The sequence below is a fragment of the Methanobrevibacter sp. genome (genome assembly GCF_017427765.1).
Classification (GTDB): Archaea; Methanobacteriota; Methanobacteria; order Methanobacteriales; family Methanobacteriaceae; genus Methanocatella.
The window spans coordinates 22,167-39,925 of the sequence record NZ_JAFRSC010000021.1; the positions used below are offsets into that span (position 1 = coordinate 22,167).

At 35.6% G+C, this 17,759-nt stretch carries 23 protein-coding genes; 20 read left to right on the forward strand and 3 right to left on the reverse strand.

Features of this window, described 5'->3' with window-relative positions:
* The first annotated feature begins 101 nt into the window (after positions 1-101).
* From IJL02_RS05920 to IJL02_RS05975, 12 genes are all read left to right on the forward strand, one after another.
* Positions 102-962, forward strand: coding sequence for a hypothetical protein (locus IJL02_RS05920; protein ID WP_292812948.1), 861 nt, complete (start codon positions 102-104; stop codon positions 960-962).
* A 179-nt stretch (positions 963-1,141) separates the two neighbouring features.
* On the forward strand, positions 1,142-1,714 hold the full coding sequence (locus tag IJL02_RS05925; protein ID WP_292812952.1) for an XRE family transcriptional regulator: 573 nt from the start codon (positions 1,142-1,144) through the stop codon (positions 1,712-1,714).
* Positions 1,715-1,872: 158 nt separating this feature from the next.
* Complete coding sequence (locus IJL02_RS05930; protein ID WP_292812957.1) at positions 1,873-3,537, forward strand: AMP-binding protein; 1,665 nt, start codon at positions 1,873-1,875, stop codon at positions 3,535-3,537.
* A gap of 232 nt (positions 3,538-3,769) precedes the next feature.
* Positions 3,770-4,129: a hypothetical protein gene (locus tag IJL02_RS05935; protein WP_292812962.1), complete on the forward strand. Its 360-nt coding sequence runs from the start codon at positions 3,770-3,772 to the stop codon at positions 4,127-4,129.
* Positions 4,122-4,514, forward strand: coding sequence for a hypothetical protein (locus tag IJL02_RS05940; protein WP_292812967.1), 393 nt, complete (start codon positions 4,122-4,124; stop codon positions 4,512-4,514). The genes IJL02_RS05935 and IJL02_RS05940 overlap by 8 nt, the downstream gene beginning before the upstream one ends.
* A gap of 233 nt (positions 4,515-4,747) precedes the next feature.
* The gene (locus IJL02_RS05945) at positions 4,748-5,107 is read left to right on the forward strand and encodes a hypothetical protein (protein ID WP_292812971.1); all 360 of its coding nucleotides are present in this window, start codon (positions 4,748-4,750) and stop codon (positions 5,105-5,107) included.
* Between the two features lie 451 nt (positions 5,108-5,558).
* Positions 5,559-6,083 carry a hypothetical protein gene (locus IJL02_RS05950; RefSeq protein WP_292812975.1) on the forward strand — a complete coding sequence of 175 codons (525 nt, stop codon included), beginning with the start codon at positions 5,559-5,561 and terminating at the stop codon, positions 6,081-6,083.
* A gap of 90 nt (positions 6,084-6,173) precedes the next feature.
* Positions 6,174-6,530, forward strand: a complete 357-nt coding sequence (locus IJL02_RS05955) for a hypothetical protein (protein ID WP_292812978.1) — start codon at positions 6,174-6,176, stop codon at positions 6,528-6,530.
* 128 nt (positions 6,531-6,658) lie between these two features.
* A complete protein-coding gene (locus IJL02_RS05960; protein WP_292812981.1) occupies positions 6,659-7,657 on the forward strand; it encodes a tetratricopeptide repeat protein in 999 nt (332 codons plus the stop codon).
* 64 nt (positions 7,658-7,721) lie between these two features.
* Entirely contained in the window at positions 7,722-7,994 is a 273-nt protein-coding gene (locus tag IJL02_RS05965) for a winged helix-turn-helix domain-containing protein (RefSeq protein WP_292812985.1), read from the forward strand.
* A 6-nt stretch (positions 7,995-8,000) separates the two neighbouring features.
* On the forward strand, positions 8,001-8,372 hold the full coding sequence (locus tag IJL02_RS05970) for a hypothetical protein (protein ID WP_292812990.1): 372 nt from the start codon (positions 8,001-8,003) through the stop codon (positions 8,370-8,372).
* A 69-nt stretch (positions 8,373-8,441) separates the two neighbouring features.
* Entirely contained in the window at positions 8,442-8,594 is a 153-nt protein-coding gene (locus IJL02_RS05975) for a hypothetical protein (RefSeq protein ID WP_292812995.1), read from the forward strand.
* Positions 8,595-8,598: 4 nt separating this feature from the next.
* On the opposite strand, the gene IJL02_RS05980 is transcribed toward IJL02_RS05975, so the two are convergent.
* Together IJL02_RS05980 and IJL02_RS05985 are read right to left on the reverse strand one after the other, a co-directional pair.
* Positions 8,599-8,880, reverse strand: coding sequence for a Yae1 family protein (locus IJL02_RS05980; protein WP_292813001.1), 282 nt, complete (start codon positions 8,878-8,880; stop codon positions 8,599-8,601).
* Positions 8,881-8,983: 103 nt separating this feature from the next.
* Positions 8,984-9,982 (reverse strand): hypothetical protein, encoded by a 999-nt coding sequence (locus tag IJL02_RS05985; RefSeq protein WP_292813004.1) that lies wholly within the window; start codon positions 9,980-9,982, stop codon positions 8,984-8,986.
* A gap of 620 nt (positions 9,983-10,602) precedes the next feature.
* Between IJL02_RS05985 and IJL02_RS05990 the strand changes: the two genes are divergently transcribed.
* From IJL02_RS05990 to IJL02_RS06010, 5 genes are all read left to right on the forward strand, one after another.
* The gene (locus IJL02_RS05990; protein WP_292813006.1) at positions 10,603-10,854 is read left to right on the forward strand and encodes a hypothetical protein; all 252 of its coding nucleotides are present in this window, start codon (positions 10,603-10,605) and stop codon (positions 10,852-10,854) included.
* A 116-nt stretch (positions 10,855-10,970) separates the two neighbouring features.
* Positions 10,971-11,315, forward strand: a complete 345-nt coding sequence (locus IJL02_RS05995) for a hypothetical protein (RefSeq protein ID WP_292813011.1) — start codon at positions 10,971-10,973, stop codon at positions 11,313-11,315.
* A 213-nt stretch (positions 11,316-11,528) separates the two neighbouring features.
* A complete protein-coding gene (locus IJL02_RS06000) occupies positions 11,529-13,151 on the forward strand; it encodes a hypothetical protein (protein WP_292813015.1) in 1,623 nt (540 codons plus the stop codon).
* A 162-nt stretch (positions 13,152-13,313) separates the two neighbouring features.
* Complete coding sequence (locus IJL02_RS06005) at positions 13,314-13,646, forward strand: DUF2085 domain-containing protein (RefSeq protein ID WP_292813019.1); 333 nt, start codon at positions 13,314-13,316, stop codon at positions 13,644-13,646.
* Between the two features lie 19 nt (positions 13,647-13,665).
* On the forward strand, positions 13,666-14,295 hold the full coding sequence (locus IJL02_RS06010; protein ID WP_292813023.1) for a zinc ribbon domain-containing protein: 630 nt from the start codon (positions 13,666-13,668) through the stop codon (positions 14,293-14,295).
* A 15-nt stretch (positions 14,296-14,310) separates the two neighbouring features.
* Here IJL02_RS06010 and IJL02_RS06015 read toward each other — a convergent pair whose 3' ends face one another.
* Positions 14,311-14,952, reverse strand: a complete 642-nt coding sequence (locus tag IJL02_RS06015) for a zinc-ribbon domain-containing protein (protein ID WP_292813028.1) — start codon at positions 14,950-14,952, stop codon at positions 14,311-14,313.
* Positions 14,953-15,238: 286 nt separating this feature from the next.
* On the opposite strand from IJL02_RS06015, the gene IJL02_RS06020 reads away from it, so the two are divergent.
* From IJL02_RS06020 to IJL02_RS06030, 3 genes are read left to right on the forward strand one after another with little or no spacing between them, the layout of a single operon-like run.
* The gene (locus IJL02_RS06020) at positions 15,239-15,619 is read left to right on the forward strand and encodes a hypothetical protein (protein WP_292813031.1); all 381 of its coding nucleotides are present in this window, start codon (positions 15,239-15,241) and stop codon (positions 15,617-15,619) included.
* 14 nt (positions 15,620-15,633) lie between these two features.
* Positions 15,634-15,915 (forward strand): hypothetical protein, encoded by a 282-nt coding sequence (locus IJL02_RS06025; RefSeq protein ID WP_292813035.1) that lies wholly within the window; start codon positions 15,634-15,636, stop codon positions 15,913-15,915.
* Positions 15,916-15,938: 23 nt separating this feature from the next.
* Entirely contained in the window at positions 15,939-17,432 is a 1,494-nt protein-coding gene (locus IJL02_RS06030; protein ID WP_292813038.1) for a DUF2779 domain-containing protein, read from the forward strand.
* The last annotated feature ends 327 nt before the right edge of the window (positions 17,433-17,759 follow it).

Consider the following 17,759-nt stretch of genomic DNA (forward strand, 5'->3'; position numbering starts at 1 on the left):
TTTCTTTTTTTTGGTCTAAAATCAGTATTGATTGATGTATATTAAATTTCAGTTTGCTTTATATATTATGTTGAACAGATTAATATATGGAGGTCAAAACAATGCAAAAAAAGCAAGTATCACTGATGATTAACAGTACATTTTACGATATGTTTTCCGAATATCTGCTTTTTGTTAAGGAAATCTATCCTGAGTTATGGGAAATATGCAGGGAACACGACATTGAACTGTTATACAGAGATGTTGCCTTTTCAGTTCCGGAGGAGTCTTTCAACAAATCAATAATACTTCAGGACTTAAGATGCATTGATGAGGACCGTACATTTTTCATATGCTTTAGAGGCCAGAGGCTTGGCTGGAGACCATGCCCGAGGGATGTCGGAAGCGTTGTATTGAGGGAATATCCCGAAACCGTTGACTATATCTGCAACGTATCTATTACAGAGCTTGCAATACTTCATGCCCTAAGACCTTTCGCCAAATGTGTCGAAGGAAATATTACCCAGCTTCCGCCTGCAAAACACGCCCTGTTTTACTTTAGAAAACAGGACTATCTTCAGGATTTAGGTGATGATGATAAGTTGGGCTACATCAACAAATCCAATGGAAAGGACAAGGAAGTTCTGGATTTGGAAATTGCAAAAGCCAAGGACATAATCTTTGACATTAAGCAGGAATTTGATATGGATGAATATGACCATTACATCGAAATCCGGGAATATGATGCAAAATGGGATGCAAGCCTCAACCAGAAGGATTTGATGATGGAATACATCAGGGAATATGAAAAGCTCCATGGGGTTTCGCTTGACTATTTTGTAGGAGTTCATGAGGAATATGTCTGTGAAAAATCAAACGGAGGACTGTCTGATTTGACCTATGAAGACAAAAAACTGAAAGACGTAATAGTTGAGGATATCCTTTGCGCACTGAAAATGGAATTTCCCGAAAACTTCAGCTGATTGTATTATTTTTTTGAAATTGCATTTCATTGAACAATTTCACACATCACTATATTAGTATCGCACCATGAATTAAACGAAATATCTGTTTTTTTAGGTTAGTTTTAAATATATTGTCAAATATAATTATAAATACTTAAATTGTTTTAAGTGTAAATTCAAAAAGATGTGTGAAAAATATGACAAACGAAGATTTTGCAAAAAAGATTAAAGACATTAGAGAAAGACAGGACATGTCTATAGAAGACCTAGCCAAAAGAAGCGGCGTTAAACAGGAAGTCCTTGAAGCTATGGAAGCCGGTGAAGTGATTCCGTCACTTACTCCATTAACAAAAATGGCAAGGGCATTAGGAGTCAGATTAGGAACATTTTTAGACGACACACCTGAACTCGGACCTGTTGTAACAAGAGGCGGCAAAACCGAAAACTCACTTTACTTTTCAGGTAGAGAAGACGTCACAAACGCTACAAACCTTGAGTTCCACTCACTGGGCGCAGGTAAAATAGACAGAAACATAGACCCTTTCATGATCGACATCAAATATGAACAGGGAGAAAAGGAACTCTCTTCACACGAAGGCGAAGAGTTCATATATGTGCTTGAAGGTGAAATTGAAGTCATCTACGGAAAGGACACTTTTACAATCGGTGAGGGAGACACAATATTTTATGACTCAGCCGTTCCGCACCATCTCCATGCAAGTAATGAAAACGACGCTAAAATATTAGCTGTACTTTACACTCCATACTGAGGTAGATAAAATGAGTAAAATAACTTTTAAACCAAATAATGACAGATATCACACAGAATACTCAGATTTACACTTGAACTTGTTGCAGTTGGAATTGCATTTATGATTTGCATTTGGGAGAAGTTATTTTATTTAAAAAAAATTTAGAGGTGAAAAGTATGTCTGAACTATTTACAGAACTTGCATTAGGAAAGTTTTTTGAAACAATGGTTGAAAAGCAACCAGATCATGAATTTATCGTTTATCCGGATAGAAACTTAAGATTTACATATAAAGAATTTGACGAAAGAGTAGACAACCTTGCAAAGGGAATGCTTGCAATAGGAATTGAAAAGGGAGACCATGTGGGAATATGGGCAAAAAACGTTCCCGAATGGCTGACCTACATGTTTGCAACCGCAAAGATAGGTGCAACAATCGTAACGGTCAATACCGCATACCAGTCACATGAGCTTGAATATGTGCTCAAGCAGTCTGACATGAAGGCTCTTGCGATGACCGACGGCTTTAGGGATACAAGCTATTTCGATATCATCCACGAGCTTGTTCCTGAGATGAAAAACTGCGCTCGGGGAAGCCTTGTCAGCGAAAAGTTCCCTCATCTTAAATTCATTTTCCATGTGGGCCAGGAAAAGCATCGCGGAATGTACAATACCAATGAGCTTCTGCTTTTGGGTATGAACTATGACGATGACGAATATCAGAAGGTAAAGGATGCAGTTACACAGCATGATGTAATAAACATGCAGTATACATCAGGAACCGAAGGTTTTCCTAAAGGAGTAATGCTCACTTCAAGAAACATCGTAAATGACGGATACTACATCGGAGAGAACATGAACTACTCTCCTGCAGACAGGCTTCTTTTACAGGTGCCTCTTTTCCACTGTTTCGGAACAGTTTTAGGAGTAATGGCAGTAATCACCCACGGTTCAACCATGGTGGTTCTTGAGGAATATGACCCTCTTCTTGCAATTTCATCAATTCAAAAGGAGAAATGCACATCAATCTACGGCGTTCCTACAATGTTTATCGGAATGATGAACCATCCTATGTTTGACATGTTTGACATGAGCTCACTTCGTACCGGTATCATGGCAGGCTCAACCTGTCCTGTTGAAACCATGAAGGACGCAATTGAAAAGATGAACATGAAAGAGATTACAAGCGTATACGGTCTTACAGAAGCCGCTCCGGGCTTTACACAAACCAACGCTTCAGATTCATTCGAGAAAAAAATCAACACAGTCGGACGTAAGTTCCCGAATATCGAGGTAAAAATCGTTGATCCCGAAACCGGCGAAGAGGTAGGTGTCGGCGAGACTGGTGAGATAATGTGTCGAGGTTTCAATGTCATGAAAGGATACTATAACATGCCTGAGAAAACCGCAGAGACAATCGAGCCTGACGGATGGCTGCACTCCGGAGACCTTGCAACAGTCGATGAGGACGGATACTACTCAATTGTCGGACGTATCAAGGACATGATTATTCGTGGAGGGGAAAACATCTACCCTCGTGAAATCGAAGAGTTCCTCTTTACCCATGAATGCGTACAGGACGTTCAGGTTGCAGGAATTCCAGACGAAAAATACGGCGAAATCGTCGGAGCGTTCATCATTAAGGAGGAAGGCTTTGATGATGTTACAGAAGCGGATATCCGTGATTTCTGTATAGGATCCATTGCAAGATACAAGGTGCCTAAATACGTCTTCTTTGTTGACGAATTCCCACTTACAACAAGCGGTAAAATCCAAAAGTACAAGCTTGGGGATTTAGGTCTAAAATACCTTGATGAAAGGCGTGAACGTGGAGAGTTGTAAACTCTCTTTTAACTTTTTTTTGAAATTGCTCTGAGCGTGTAAAATTGCCCTCACTTGAAACTGACTATTTTTTATACTAGTTTTTATATATTATTTATTGACTAATATTATTTTCTTAAATAAATATTGATTTATTGTTATTAAATTGTTTTAGGGATATATAGGAAGTTATATAAATTATGAAAAACATAGTATAGGTTGTAAGTCGATTAACTTAAAAAGAGGTGATTTTTTGCATGAGGAGTTGAGTTTTGATGAGAGATTCGAAGCTCTTGGTGAGTATTATAAAATTGAATCTCCTGATAAAATCAAATCTCATATTAGGGAAAATGAAAATATTTTTGTTTTTCTTGAAGAGGTTAAGCCTTATTTGGAGGAATCGTTTTTAGATGCTGAGTTCTTGCTTAAAATGAACTTTGAGCCTGAAATGGATGATGACTATATCATATTGATGGTCAATGTTCCATTAATGCACTTTCGAAATGGAGCGAGGAATGATTTAACTGTAATGCAGAGAAAATTATTCCCATTACGTCGCAGAATTAATGTTCGAAGGGAATGTCTTATAATGCTGGGGTTTTTGGATGTTTGATTTTTCCAATTTTGAAGAGGTAGGTGATTACTTAGTTAAGATTGATGGAGAAGCATTCAAAAGGTCTGCGATAAGCAGGTATTATTATTCACTTTTTGATCCTGTTAGACTATACTTAATTTTTGTTCTGGATGAATATGAATTCAGATATGGGAAAGATTTTCACAAAAGAATCTGTAAAAGATTAATTGATTCCCAGGATGATACTGAAGCTGAACTTGGTTTGATTTTGGATGAATTAAGACAATTGAGAAATGATGCTGATTATAATCGGGATTTAGGTAATGATTATTTCAATGAAAAATTATCTGACGTCAAATCTAGTTTGAAATTGGGATTTGAACAGTTGAATGCACTTAAGGTCTCACCTCCATACAGGTTATAGAATTTTTTTTTTAAATAATTTCAAAATTGCTCCATCACTGTAAAATTGCCCTCACTTAAAACTGACTATTTTTTATACTAGTTTTTATAAATTACTTTTTAACTAATATTATTTTCTCATATAAATATTGATTTATCCTTATTATATTGTTTAAAGTTTATATGGAAAGTTATATTAATTATAAAAAACATAATATGTGTTGTAAATCAATTAACTTAAAAAGAGGTGATTTTTTGGAAAATGAATTGAGTTTTGATGAGAGATTCGAAGCTCTTGGTGAGTATTTTAATGTAGAATCTCCTGGTGAAATTCGCAAACAATTTGAAAAAAATGAGAATATTTTTGTTTTGCTTGATGGATTGAAACCTTTTTTAGAGAAATCGTTTTGTGATGCAGAATTTTCACTGGAAATGAATTTTGAACCTGAAATGGATGATAAGTTTGTTATTTTGAGAGTAAACGTTCCCGAAGAAAGATTCAATAATGGTGTTTCTGAAGAGATTAGGTCTTTGGATTTGAAAATTTGGGATTTAAGACGCGATATTCAGGTTTTCCGTGATTTATCGATAATGCCGGGGATAAAAGATGTTTGATTTTAGAAAAGTTAATGTTGTGGCAGATATTCTGGCCAGTATGGATGATGAAATTCGGGCACTTAAGACCTCACCGCCATACAGGTTATAGATATTTTTTTTAAATAATTTCAAAGTTACATGTTTTTTACAAAATTGCCCTAAAACAGTAAAGTTTATATACTTATGAAAAACATAACTATAATTGTACTTTAAATTTGATATAACTAAACCACGCCATTATATCGATGTAAATTGTCTTAATACGAATTCAACTAACTAGGGAGTTGATAATAATGCCACAAGTGTATAAAACTACTGCATGGAGCGTAGTATTCTTTTAAGATTATTAGTTGCTTAATCTATAAAATCAAACTTAAATAATCCTTTCACCCCAGATTAAGCAACTTTTAATATTTTACCGTAATCAGCAGAAGAATTAAGTAAAACCGTCATCATTTGAGGAATAAATATGGAAAGTATTGTAAAAGATAATTTGAATGTAAGAGATATTGTTGAAAGAGCCGTTAACGGCCATCCCGAGTTTCATTTCTTTGTGGATGAACTCACAGCCGACGATTACATGCCGACTTATGCAGGCATCGCCGATGAAAAATACACCTACGAGAGTATGGATGAAGGATTTTTTGATTTCATCGAAAGAAAAATCGCATCCGACGGAGTATATGTAAGAATATGTTATCTTGTCGGTGAGGAAACTGACGGCGAAGCCATTTTTACAATTGAAATTGCAGGAAACGAAAAGGTCTTCAGGACAAATGACCTTGAAAGCGTCCAGGTTGTGGAAATGGCAGATTATGGAGTAAAAATCAAAGGAAATACCCTTACTCTTGGAACAACCGTTGAAGGCGGATGCTCACAGACTCCTTACTTTGCCGAGTTCGGATCCAAAAGGGGCAATGAGACATACCTTTCTTTGGACAATCCTCTAAACATGTTCATTATAAGTCTGATGAAAGAATTTCTGGAACTGTAAATTTATGCTTAATAATACTTTGCGAGGTGTTGTATGTAGTCATTGGTAGTCTTTTCAATCGCTGTTGAGTTTAGTTGATTTGGGGTGCATATGTTAGATTTCGATAAGTTTAGAGATGAAATTATTGAGTTTTGTACAAAAGATACGTTAAAGGCAATTGACTGGGGACTCCTTGATTTGGGAGGAGTTGAAAACTGCGAGCTTAAAGAGGTCCTGCTTGCGGTTGAAAATGCATTGGCACTGGAACTTGAGAATAATTACCGGCAAAATGATACTGGAATATTCAGGGTATTCAAGACATCTGAGTTCTGGTATTATGATGAAGAAGGATATATAATTAGGGCAGAAAGCTTAGGTGAGCTTAAAAGGCTTGTTGAAAGTCAAAACAGAATCTGGTATGTGTTTGATGAGATTTCATTGGAAAATTTTGGAGGTATGACTGATTGATTCTGACACGGTTTGGCCATGTTTTTTTAGCATGTATCACTTAACTCCTATTTTTAGTTTTTTTTTTTCATGGTCAAACCGCATAATTACATAATATTTTTAACTTATTCTTTTCAGATATAATATCAATGACCTTACTTGATATTCCCGACGAATTCGTTTTAAAAAGACTTGATGGCGAAATCAGATATGATTTCGGTCTTGCTGTTTTTAGTGCCGATGACAAGCTCAGATTTCAGCTTGACGGCGTTACAACATCATGGATGGGGGCTGATGATGATTTTATAAAAAGAATCCGATTTGACAATCTAAACAGATGCCTTCGCCATGACCATCTTTTAAAGGAAATTGAGATTAAAAACACTTTGGATGAGGCCGTGGGGTATCTTGAGGGTGAAAAGTATTCAAAAGCCATTACTCTGTTTGATAAGGTCATATATTATGATGAAAACTACGGCCCGGCACTTCTTTTTAAATCCCATGCTCTTTTTGGTCAGGGGCATTTCATAAAGGCTTTTCGATATTACAAAAGAGCAATTAAGGCCGACGGTAATCTAAAAGACATTGACTATCATAAGCTACTTTTAAAAAAGTCATCCGAGGAAAGGGACAGCTTTCCTAAAATCAAGCTGCAGATATTCACAGGCGATGAGCATTTCGCACACGGCAATTATCTAAAGGCAATCGAAAGCTATGACAATGCTCTTGCAAATCCCTCAAAGTTCAAATCAAAGATTTTATATAAACTTTTAAATAAAAAGGCAACCGCACTGTTTAAGCTTAAAATGTTTGATGAAGCATTGAAATGCTTTGAAAAGTCCATTGAAGTCAGAAAAAATGATTATGCCATTTACATGAAAGGATTCTGCCGCTACTCTCTTGGATTGGATATGGATGATGAGTTTAAAGGGCCTCTTGAAATAACAAAATCCCAGCATCTCTACCGGGCACTGATTTTAAATGAATCCAGATTGTACGGGGATGCGATTAAATGTGTGGATGATTTGTTAGCCAATCATTTCGCTGCAGATAAAATCTATTTCATTGCACTTTCATGCAAAATATCTGCAATGCAATCACTGGGTATAGATGCAGGCCGTGAAAAATATCTACTTGAGCGATTATGATTCATCCACTTTTTTTCAAAATATTTATATCTTGTTATTAACATACTAGTTATCAGGTGTTAAAATGGATGACGAAATGTTAGTAAAACTGGCCTATGTTAATATATCATCTTACAGGGCAAAAGCCACAAAATCCCTTAAGGATACAGTCAAGACTCCAACGGAAGTTGCAGAAGATACCGGAATTAGAAGAAACCATATTTCAAAAGTGCTTCGTGAGCTTAAGGAATCCGGCGTGGCCGAATGCATAAACGAAGAGGCACACCGTGGAAGACTTTACAGGTTAACAAGTGTCGGGGAAGAGATTGTCGACAGCGTTGTTCCCCATGAAAAATAGATTTCTATGAAATTTTCAGGATTCATGAACGTATATCAGATGGATGATTTAAGCTGGAAGTATGTCTTCGGTGAAAAATCACACACCGCAGACAATCTGAAGGATTTGGAATTTCTCGTTCGAATGCACGGGCTTAAATGGAATATTCTGGATAAGGATCTTGCGGCAAAATCCATTGATGAGGACAGGAACAATTACACAGGTTTTTATAAGGTCTATAAAAACGGCGAATTCTGGTGTTATAGAGGGTCTGATTTGAAATCCCATAGTCTTCAAACCCTGAAAAAGAGAGTTTTAGGCGAAAATCTCGAGTGGAGAGAAACCGATAGTGATCTGGCCTACAAGAACTGGAAACTCGATTTGCGAAAATTTGAATGATTGGTGATAATATGGGAATTTGTCCAAGATGCGGCAGTTTTGTCGATGAAGGGGGGCCTTACTGTCTGTGTGCAGCTACATTCCATCATCGCTGATGATACAATCGAAATTGACGTTCTCGAAGATGTTTTAAACGATTACGGCTATGATTTGGATGATTTTGAATCTGGCATTATGGATGAAGATGAGCTTGAAGAGATTCTTGATGAGGTTGAAAACTGACATTTTAGTTTGGTTTTGAGGAGTTATTTACTTTTAGTATTTCTTTTTTTGATAGTCCTGTTAATTCGGATATTTTTTCGATTGGAAAGTTGTCTTTTAGCATTTTTTCTGCTATTTCAAGACCAAATCCATATTTGCCTTTTTGTCTTCCTTCTTTTATTCCTTTTTGTCTTCCTTCTTTTATTCCTTCTTGTCTTCCTTCTTTTATTCCTTCTTGTCTTCCTTCTTTTATTCCTTCTTGTCTTCCTAGTTTTGTGTAGTATCTTTCTACAGGGTTAATTTTCATGTTTTTTCTCCTTAAATGGAGGATTGTGAAATTAATCACAATCCAAATATTTACGATTTGTTGAAATATTTGATGATTTCAGTATGTATTTAGGTGATGTGGGTTAGTTTCCTTTTAATATTTCTTTTTTTGATAGTCCTGTTAATTCGGATATTTTTTCGATTGAATAATTATCTTTTAGCATTTTTTCTACTATTTCAAGTTTATATTCTTGTCTTCCTTCTTTTATTCCTTCTTGTCTTCCTTCTTTTATTCCTTCTTGTCTTCCTTCTTTTATTCCTTCTTGTCTTCCTTCTTTTATTCCTTCTTGTCTTCCTTCTTTTATTCCTTTTTGTCTTCCTTCTTTTATTCCTTCTTCTTTTCCTAGTTTTGTGTAGTATCTTTCTACAGGGTTAATTTTCATTTTTGTTTCCTCCATATAATTATCCAATTCAGTTTCATCAAGCATATTGGCGCTTAATACGTCCAACAGATATACGATTGCTGTTTTTTCATTAATGTCCATTTCGGATTTCTCTGCAATTTTGTCAATCAATTTTCTGGCTTTTGTAATTATTTCAAGTTTTGATTCGCTATAGCTGGTATAGACTATAACCTGCAGGGATGCAATATCCTCATCGGTAATTTCTTTATTGTATTTAAGTTTGTTTTCAATCCTATTAAATATTTCACTAGCCTGAAAATCCTTAAATGATATTATATGCATTGTATATGTGCATCCGTCTTTGATTACAAAGTCTTTTTTTGTATATGGTGCTTTTTTAATGCATAATATGTATAATTCGACTTTGCAATTCTTGAACACACGAAACGAGGATATATACTGGAAAAATCTCCTGATGTCATCTTCTGTGGGAAGTTCGCTCTGGCATTCGACAATCATGCAGATTTCCTCACCGTTGAAATATACCTCACCTGCAAAATCTATGCGATGGATATTCGGCTGGATATCTGTCAGCTCGGTTATTATTGTCCTTTTGATTTTGTAGGGTATTCCTGCAAATTCAAGAAGTCCGTTTGCACGCTTTTGAAGGATGCTTTTGAAGGCATAATCATTATAATGCCCATATTTTTTAGTTGAAATTTCTGTTTTTGCACTCATATTGGCTAATATATTCAAAAGAGTATTTAAACTTGTGATGAGCTGAAATGAATATTGATTTGTCTTTAAAAATTGATATTGGCAGTATATCAAAGTAATCTGTTTTTTTATTGTTATATTGGTGATGTCTTTTAGCAGATCCGATTTTCTGCAGTTTACGTTGTGAAATAAAAATTATGTCCAAATATTAAATTTTCAATAATATCTTTTTTTGCAGTAATCATAAATTTAATTTTAATTTGAAAAAATCAGAAAGATTTAAATAGGTAATATAATAATAAATGCAATTATAGGTTTAAAATAAAAGTTTTAATCGATATGAATTGTTCACATCGATAAAATTAAAAACTTTAATTTTCCGGTTTTGATGTAAAAATCATTTAAATGATTTTTAAACTGGGCAAAAAAGAGGTATTGAACCTGTTTATGTGATAACGGGTGGAGTAAATTGAATGTAATTCAAAGAGGTTCGAATTTCGAAGGCAATGTATTTAAAACCCTCAATGTTTCTGCATTGAAGTGGTGTTTTGTCTAATCGGACCTGATGTGAGTGAAACTAAATTCGACAAATGTCGGCAATATTGTGGGGGATGTAAATGGAGATTAAAGAAACATCCAGCATGGATTTGACCCAATTTATAGGGCCTGAAAGCATTCATCTCATTGCGGGATGCTCAAACAACGTCATTGTTGACGGCAAGGTGTTCCTGCATAATGTAAGATCAATACACTTTGCAAACGGCGACGGATATCATGTGGAGTTTGTCTGCTACGACGAGACAATGGACGCACAGGAGCTCTACATATATAACGTATCCTCAATAGTGGTCGAATCGGTATATGGTGAGCAGATGCTTTTTAAGGACAATTAATTTGGCATTGAATCATAGATTCAATGTCATATTTTTTTTCTAAATACTTTTAATATGAAAGAAATACAAATTACCATTATATAAGTCATTTAGGCTACAAATTTGTAGGTGAAAATATGGGATTATTCGATAAATTGAAAGGCGGCAGCAATAAGCCTAAAAACTATGCAAAAATGTATCTGGACGCTATGGCCAAAAAAAATGTAGATAAGGCAGAAGAAATATTTGAGGAATGGAGCGCGCAGCCTGACTGTGAAAATGATGCAAACTATATGCTTGTCAAGACTTTCTATGAGATACTTAAACAGAAACCTTACGATGAAATAGATGAGCTTCTTAAAAAGGCATATTCCCTGGAACCTGTTGACCCTTCTCAGCATGGTTTGATAAGAATGATGGTTGATGTCAGATTGATGAAACCTGGATATGAAGGGCTTATGGGTAAATACGCTAAAAAGTAATGATTTAACCTGTGTAGGATTTTTAAAAATTTTGACTAAACCTTAGGGGATATAAATTCAATTGAACTTTTTAATGTATTTTTAAAAGAATAGGGATAAAATAGGGGATTATTCGACAGATTCAAGACAAAATCTGAAAATGAAGATTCACCAGCCGCAAAACCTAAAAGCAAAAGGCAGCTTATAAAAATTATTCAAAATAAGGATTCAAGTATGGATGCTCAGCTTGAGGCTTTAAGCCAACTTGATGATGAGGCGGTGTTAAAGAGAGTCGTGATGGACGGAAATTTGGCTGATGAAGTTCGCCTCAAGGCCCTTGAAAAGATTAATGATGACAGTGTACTGATGGCGATTATCAAATCAGATAAGGTTTGTGTGGAAATCCGTCTGAGGGCAATTGAAAAAATCAGCGACTGGACAAATCTCAGGGGACTTGCCCGAGATACAACTGTTGTCGGAATCACTAATAGCGAAAGGGAAAAGAGCTTGGAGGCGGTTCGAGATGCGGCCACATCCAGAGTTGAAGATGATGACCTTTTATTTGATTTGATTAAGAATGATTTTCCCACAAAATATGAGGCAATAAGGACGATTAGAAATGAGCAGATGTTAATGGAAATTGCAGATGATGAGCAAATAAGCTTTGGGTATTGGGCCCTGTCAAATCCAAATCTTAAAGACCGTGAATTTTTACTCAAAAAAGCATTTGAAAATACTCGCTATGCAAATCAGGTTGTTGGAAATCCAAGCTTCGATGATGAGAATGGATTGGGTCAAATCGTACGCCATTATATCACAGAGGACTATGACGGCAAAAGTGTAAATATACGTGCACTTGGAAAAATAAATGATGAAAAAGTACTTGCAGATATCATAAAGAAATTTCCTAAGGCCAAGGTTGTTCCGGATTATATTAAGGATATTATGAATCGAATCGATGATGAGGAGGTTTTGGAAGATATTGCACTCAATGCCAAAAACAGCACTCCTAAGGAGATGGCATGTGAAAAAATAGAAAATGCGGATATTCTTTTCAACATTTATATGCAGAATGATGATTTGGGATATTACATCATACCTAAAATCTCAGATAAGGATAAGCTCGATGAAATATTGAAAAAAGAGCGTATTGTCTCCAACAGGGTTAGGATTTATGAGCTTTTGGGAATAACATACCAGAATAGCGATGATGAGAGGATTCTGGCTGATTTTGTAATTTATGATAGTGACAATTATTCAGGAGCGCTTGCAAAAATTAAAGACCCTAAAATCCTGTCTGAAATAGCCGATAAATCAACCTGCGATTTGGCTACATTCAAAAGGATTGTTCGAAAGTTAGATGGTGCCGACAGGCTTGATTTTGCCAAGCATTTCTATGGCGATGATGAAAAAGTCAGTTTTCTTATGAGTCGCATAAGTGATGAAAAAGATTTGATTGAACTTTTGCAGAATGCATCTAGCGATAAAATCAGGCATTTGGCTTCAGAAAAGATTGAAGACAGCTCATACAAAAGTGAATATGAACAGGAAAGATGTAGAGAGCTTGAAAGACAGCTTGAAAGCGAAAAGGAGAAAATGCCCGAGCTGTATAATATATTGCGTTCAAGTTCACACAATCTACTTAAACACGATTGGGAAAGCCAAGCAAAATCTGCAGAATCCGAAAGATTTTATTTACTGGCTCTTGAGGCATATACTGTCCAGGAAAGGATACATTCATCTCTGGATAATTTTGCAAGAGAGTCCTACAAATCAGCAATCAAGAGAAACGAGGCAAACCTTGAAAGTGTAAGAAACATGATAGGATACATTCCGAATTCATATAAGTTCAGATGATTGTATCTATTTTTAGATTAAAAGTCCCTGATTGCAGCATGGCCTGCTATCTGGGTATTTTTACTTTTTTTTATTATCGATGGTGAAATTTCGGGATTAAATTTATTATGCAATATTGTATAAAATATGTATTATAAGAACTGAATTTTCTGGGTTTGAATCATGAATGCTTTAAATTTGATATGTCACAGAATGCCTGAGAGAAGTTTTTTCATTAATGGCCGTCAGTTTCCGGTCTGTGCAAGATGTACAGGATTTTATATTTCTCTTATGGCCTATTTCATTTATGCATATTACTTTTTTGTATATTATAATCCTGCTTTGATTATATTTGCAGTTCTTTTGCTGGCTCCATCAGCAATTGACGGATTAACACAGCTTTTCAAAAACAGAAAAAGCAATAATGCCTTAAGATTTATCACAGGGCTTATGGGAGGAATAGGTCTTGGTATAATTCTTAAAGCAATCAAATGGTATATTTATTTAATGTTTTAAGTCAGGTGGTGAAAATAATATGTTTTGTCCGAATTGCGGCTGTGAGGTTAAAGACAATGCGAAATTTTGTCCTAACTGCGGATCAGATTTGAAAAATGTAAATAATCAGAGTAGTTCAGCAAATATTAAACCTAAATCCGGAGGAATTTCAGGCTTTTTTGATGACTGGAAAGAATGGGGCACAGGTAAAAAAATAGGTTCCATAATTCTGGCATGCTGTGTCGGATTGCTGATTTTAGGGGCAATAGGAAGCGTAATGTTTCCAGATGCAAACACTTCCGGTTTGGATAACACTTATCACTCAGATAATGTTGAAAGACAAGACGTGGATACAGGAAGTTCAAGTTCAAGTTCACAGGTCTCTGATAGGGATGATGATGAGCTTGGAGACTCAAAGCTTCAGGTAAGAATCAAATGCAAAGGCGGATGGGACGGATCTGTCGGTGTCGGAACAAGTACATCTTCATATTCAGGAAAAGGAGATAAGATTATTAACCTTGACGGTTCTTCATCAGATATCGTTGCTGCAGTAATCCAAAAGAAGAGCAGCGGTAACGGTAAACTTAAAGTTGAAATTATTAAAGATGGGCGTGTTGTAAAAGAGGCTGATACAACAGCGGGATATGGTGTTGTAAGCGTTGCGGACTAATTTGTGATAAAAAAATTATTCATCGATGATTTCGGATTTTAATTTTTTAAATTCCTCTTCATCGATTATTCCCTCATCCAGCAGTTCCTTGATTTCCCTTATCCTTTCAGCTTTGCTTTTTGAATCGGTATCGTTATTCTCACTGCCGGCGATTGAATTGGAAAACCTGCTCATTTCTATTGCGCTTATTTTCTTTTCTATTGTCTGCAATTTTCCTTTTTCAGTTCCAGCCACCTGGGTTCTGTAATGTTTTCCGTTGTAGTCAAAATCAACTTTAACATCACTCCATAATGACTGGCTGCTTTGATGAAGGCTGAAATTGCTGATTTCTGAGATTGGTATTACCTCTTCTGTTTTTCTGATAACAATGGAATCGCTTCGATATTCTGCAATTCCGCCTAAACGGGGAATATTTCCTTTCATGCTTTGTCTTTTTAAGGAATTTGCCTTTGCCTGTTCGGATTTTTCTTTGAGTCTGGAGCGAATGCCATCTTTTGTTTGATTAAAATGGTTTTCCTGTTCTCTGATTCTGCCCCTAAGTCCTTGAGGTTTTCCGTTGTTTGGAATTCCACTGTCATCAATTTTTTTTCCGCAGTTAGTGCAGAAAAAAGCATTCTCCTCTAACTTGCTGCCGCAATTTGTACAAAACTTAGCCATTGTTACACCACTGATTTTATTCTATTTTTGTTTTCTAATATATTTTATCATAAATATGCAGGAATACCACAAATTCTGCAAGTTGCGGATGGATTGCAAGTTGGGTATACAATTATTTTGTATGTGGTGATGGAAACATTTATAATCTCATTGTGATAACATTATATTAACAATATCAATACAAACCATCGCAGGGCATGTTGGAAAGTAATGGTTAAGTCTGAGATTTATTAACCTCGCCTGTGATGGTAAAATCTTTAATGTTTAAATTATAGAATGTGAAATCATGAAGGACTTACTTGAAAAATATCTGGACTGTGAAATACTTGTTCGAAAAAACAGCCATGGCGCCAACAATTCATATACTCTTACTGGCGTGAGTGACGATTATTTCACCATAAGAAAAAACAGTGTCATATCTGAAGTGGAAACCTTACATCTTCCATACGCTTCAGTTTTCAAGGCTGTTGAAACGGATTCCAAATTCGTAATCGAGCTTAATGACTTATCAACAATAAATCATTTCACAATCAATATGGCCGGTGAGCTCGTGACAATATCAAAAAAACTCGATGAATTGGAAAGTGAGCTTGAAGGCTTTAAGAAAAACTCAGATTCGATTAAAAGCACGGTTGGAAATATTCAAGGTTCAATGAGATACATTTAGTTGAAAAGAGTTATATGAACTTTTGGCTATGGAGCTTAAAAAGGAGGTGCACTAAGGGTGCTGAAGTATTGGCAATAATTTTGTTTGTAATTGTGGTTTTGGCATTATGTACGCCGGCTGACAGCTCAGGCAATCCGCCAAAAAGAAACGTTTCATCTTCAAGAAAAGTGGATAATTATCATGAATCGTCATATGATTATTGTCCTTCCTGCGGTGCAGGCGAATTTGACGGCTACTGTGAGGAGTGCGGATATCCCGATGTCAATTTGGCATGGATCGGTGAGGAATACGGATGAACTAATCTGATAGGAGTTTAATAATGAATGAAATATTTTTATCAAAATCAAGCTATTGTAGGTGCGTGCAGTGTGAAAAGATTTACTGGCTTGACAAATATAAACCGGAAGCATCACAAGCAGATGGTAATGAATCTGTTTTTGAAAAAGGTCGTGAAGTCGGTGAGCTTGCAAAAGGCCTATTCGGCGATTATGAAGACGTTGCCTTTGATAATGACATCAATAAAATGATTAAAAAAACAGAAGAACTGCTTTTAGATAAACCGAATATAATTACCGAAGCGTCATTTGTTTATGATAACAATTTCTGCAGTGTGGATATTCTTAAAAACGATTCCGACGGTGTGGAAATTTACGAGGTTAAAAGTTCCACACATATCGAAGATGTATATATTGATGATGCATCCTATCAGTATTTTGTCCTGTCAAATTTGGGATTAAATGTAAAAAAAGTAGCTATCGTGTATTTAAACAAGGATTATGTCCGGGGGAAAGAATTGGATTTAGGTCAGCTATTCATTATAGAAGACATTACTGATTTAGCCAGACAAAAGCAGGTAGAAATAAGAGAAAATATTGATTTTTTAAACAGATTCATGAAGGCACATGGTGGTGGCAGTGAACCTGAAAAACATATCGGAGAACATTGTTTCAGGCCGTATGGCTGTGATTTCTGGAATTACTGTACAAAAGATTTGGCAAAACCTAATGTGTTTGACATCAGGGGAATGCAGACACGCACTAAGTTTAAAAAGTATGATGAGGGCAAAATTTCATTTAAGGGTCTGGAAAATGATGACATTAACCCGAAATATCTCGAGCAGATTGACTTTGAGCTGAATAACCGCAAGCCGAAAATCCGAAAAGAGGCAATAAAAGAAATACTGGACTCTCTTAAATATCCTCTATATTTCATTGACTATGAGTCCTGCCAGTATGCAGTACCTAAATATGAAGGTACAAGACCGTACCAGCAGATACCTTTCCAGTACTCCCTGCATATTATTCCGGCTGAAGGCGCTTCACTACAGCATAAGGAATTTCTGGCACAATCCGGAGATGAAAATCTAATCAGAAACTTTGCCGAAAGCATGATTAATAATTTGGATGAGGACGGTAGTGTAATCGTGTATAACAGGACTTTTGAAGAAAAACTTGTCAACAACAAACTCGCTTTAATGTATCCTGATTTGGCAGCCGAAATTGAAAGGATTAACGCCAATATTGTTGATTTGATGGTGCCGTTTAAAAACAGGGATTATTATACAAAAGAAATGAAAGGTTCCTTTTCAATTAAATATGTTCTTCCGGCTTTATATCCCGATGATCCTGAACTTGATTATTCTAATCTTGATTTGATTCACAGGGGTGATGAGGCATCTGATGCGTTTATAACTCTTAAGGACAAGACTCCTCACGAACAGAAAGCGATAAGGCAGGCTCTTTTGAAGTATTGTGAGCTTGACACATATGCAATGGTTAAGATTTGGGAGAAATTCAAAAAAGTTATAGAATAATAATTCTAAACATGTGCAATTGGTGATAACTACTAATTTTTTGAAGTGATTTGAAATTTCAGCCATTATAACAGACTATATTGGTGAGATTTATTTATCAAAAGATATATTATTTGTAAATGACATATATATTATGTGTTTAACATGGGTTTATTTATTGACTTATTAAGAACTTTTGAAATTAAATTATAATCCAAATGAGCTGATAATATGGACAAGAAATATATTTTGATAATAATAATTGCAGTAGCTATTTGTATTGCTGTAGCAGGAATATATCTTGCAAATAGTTTCACAAAAGAAGTTGAATATACAAACTTCGATTTA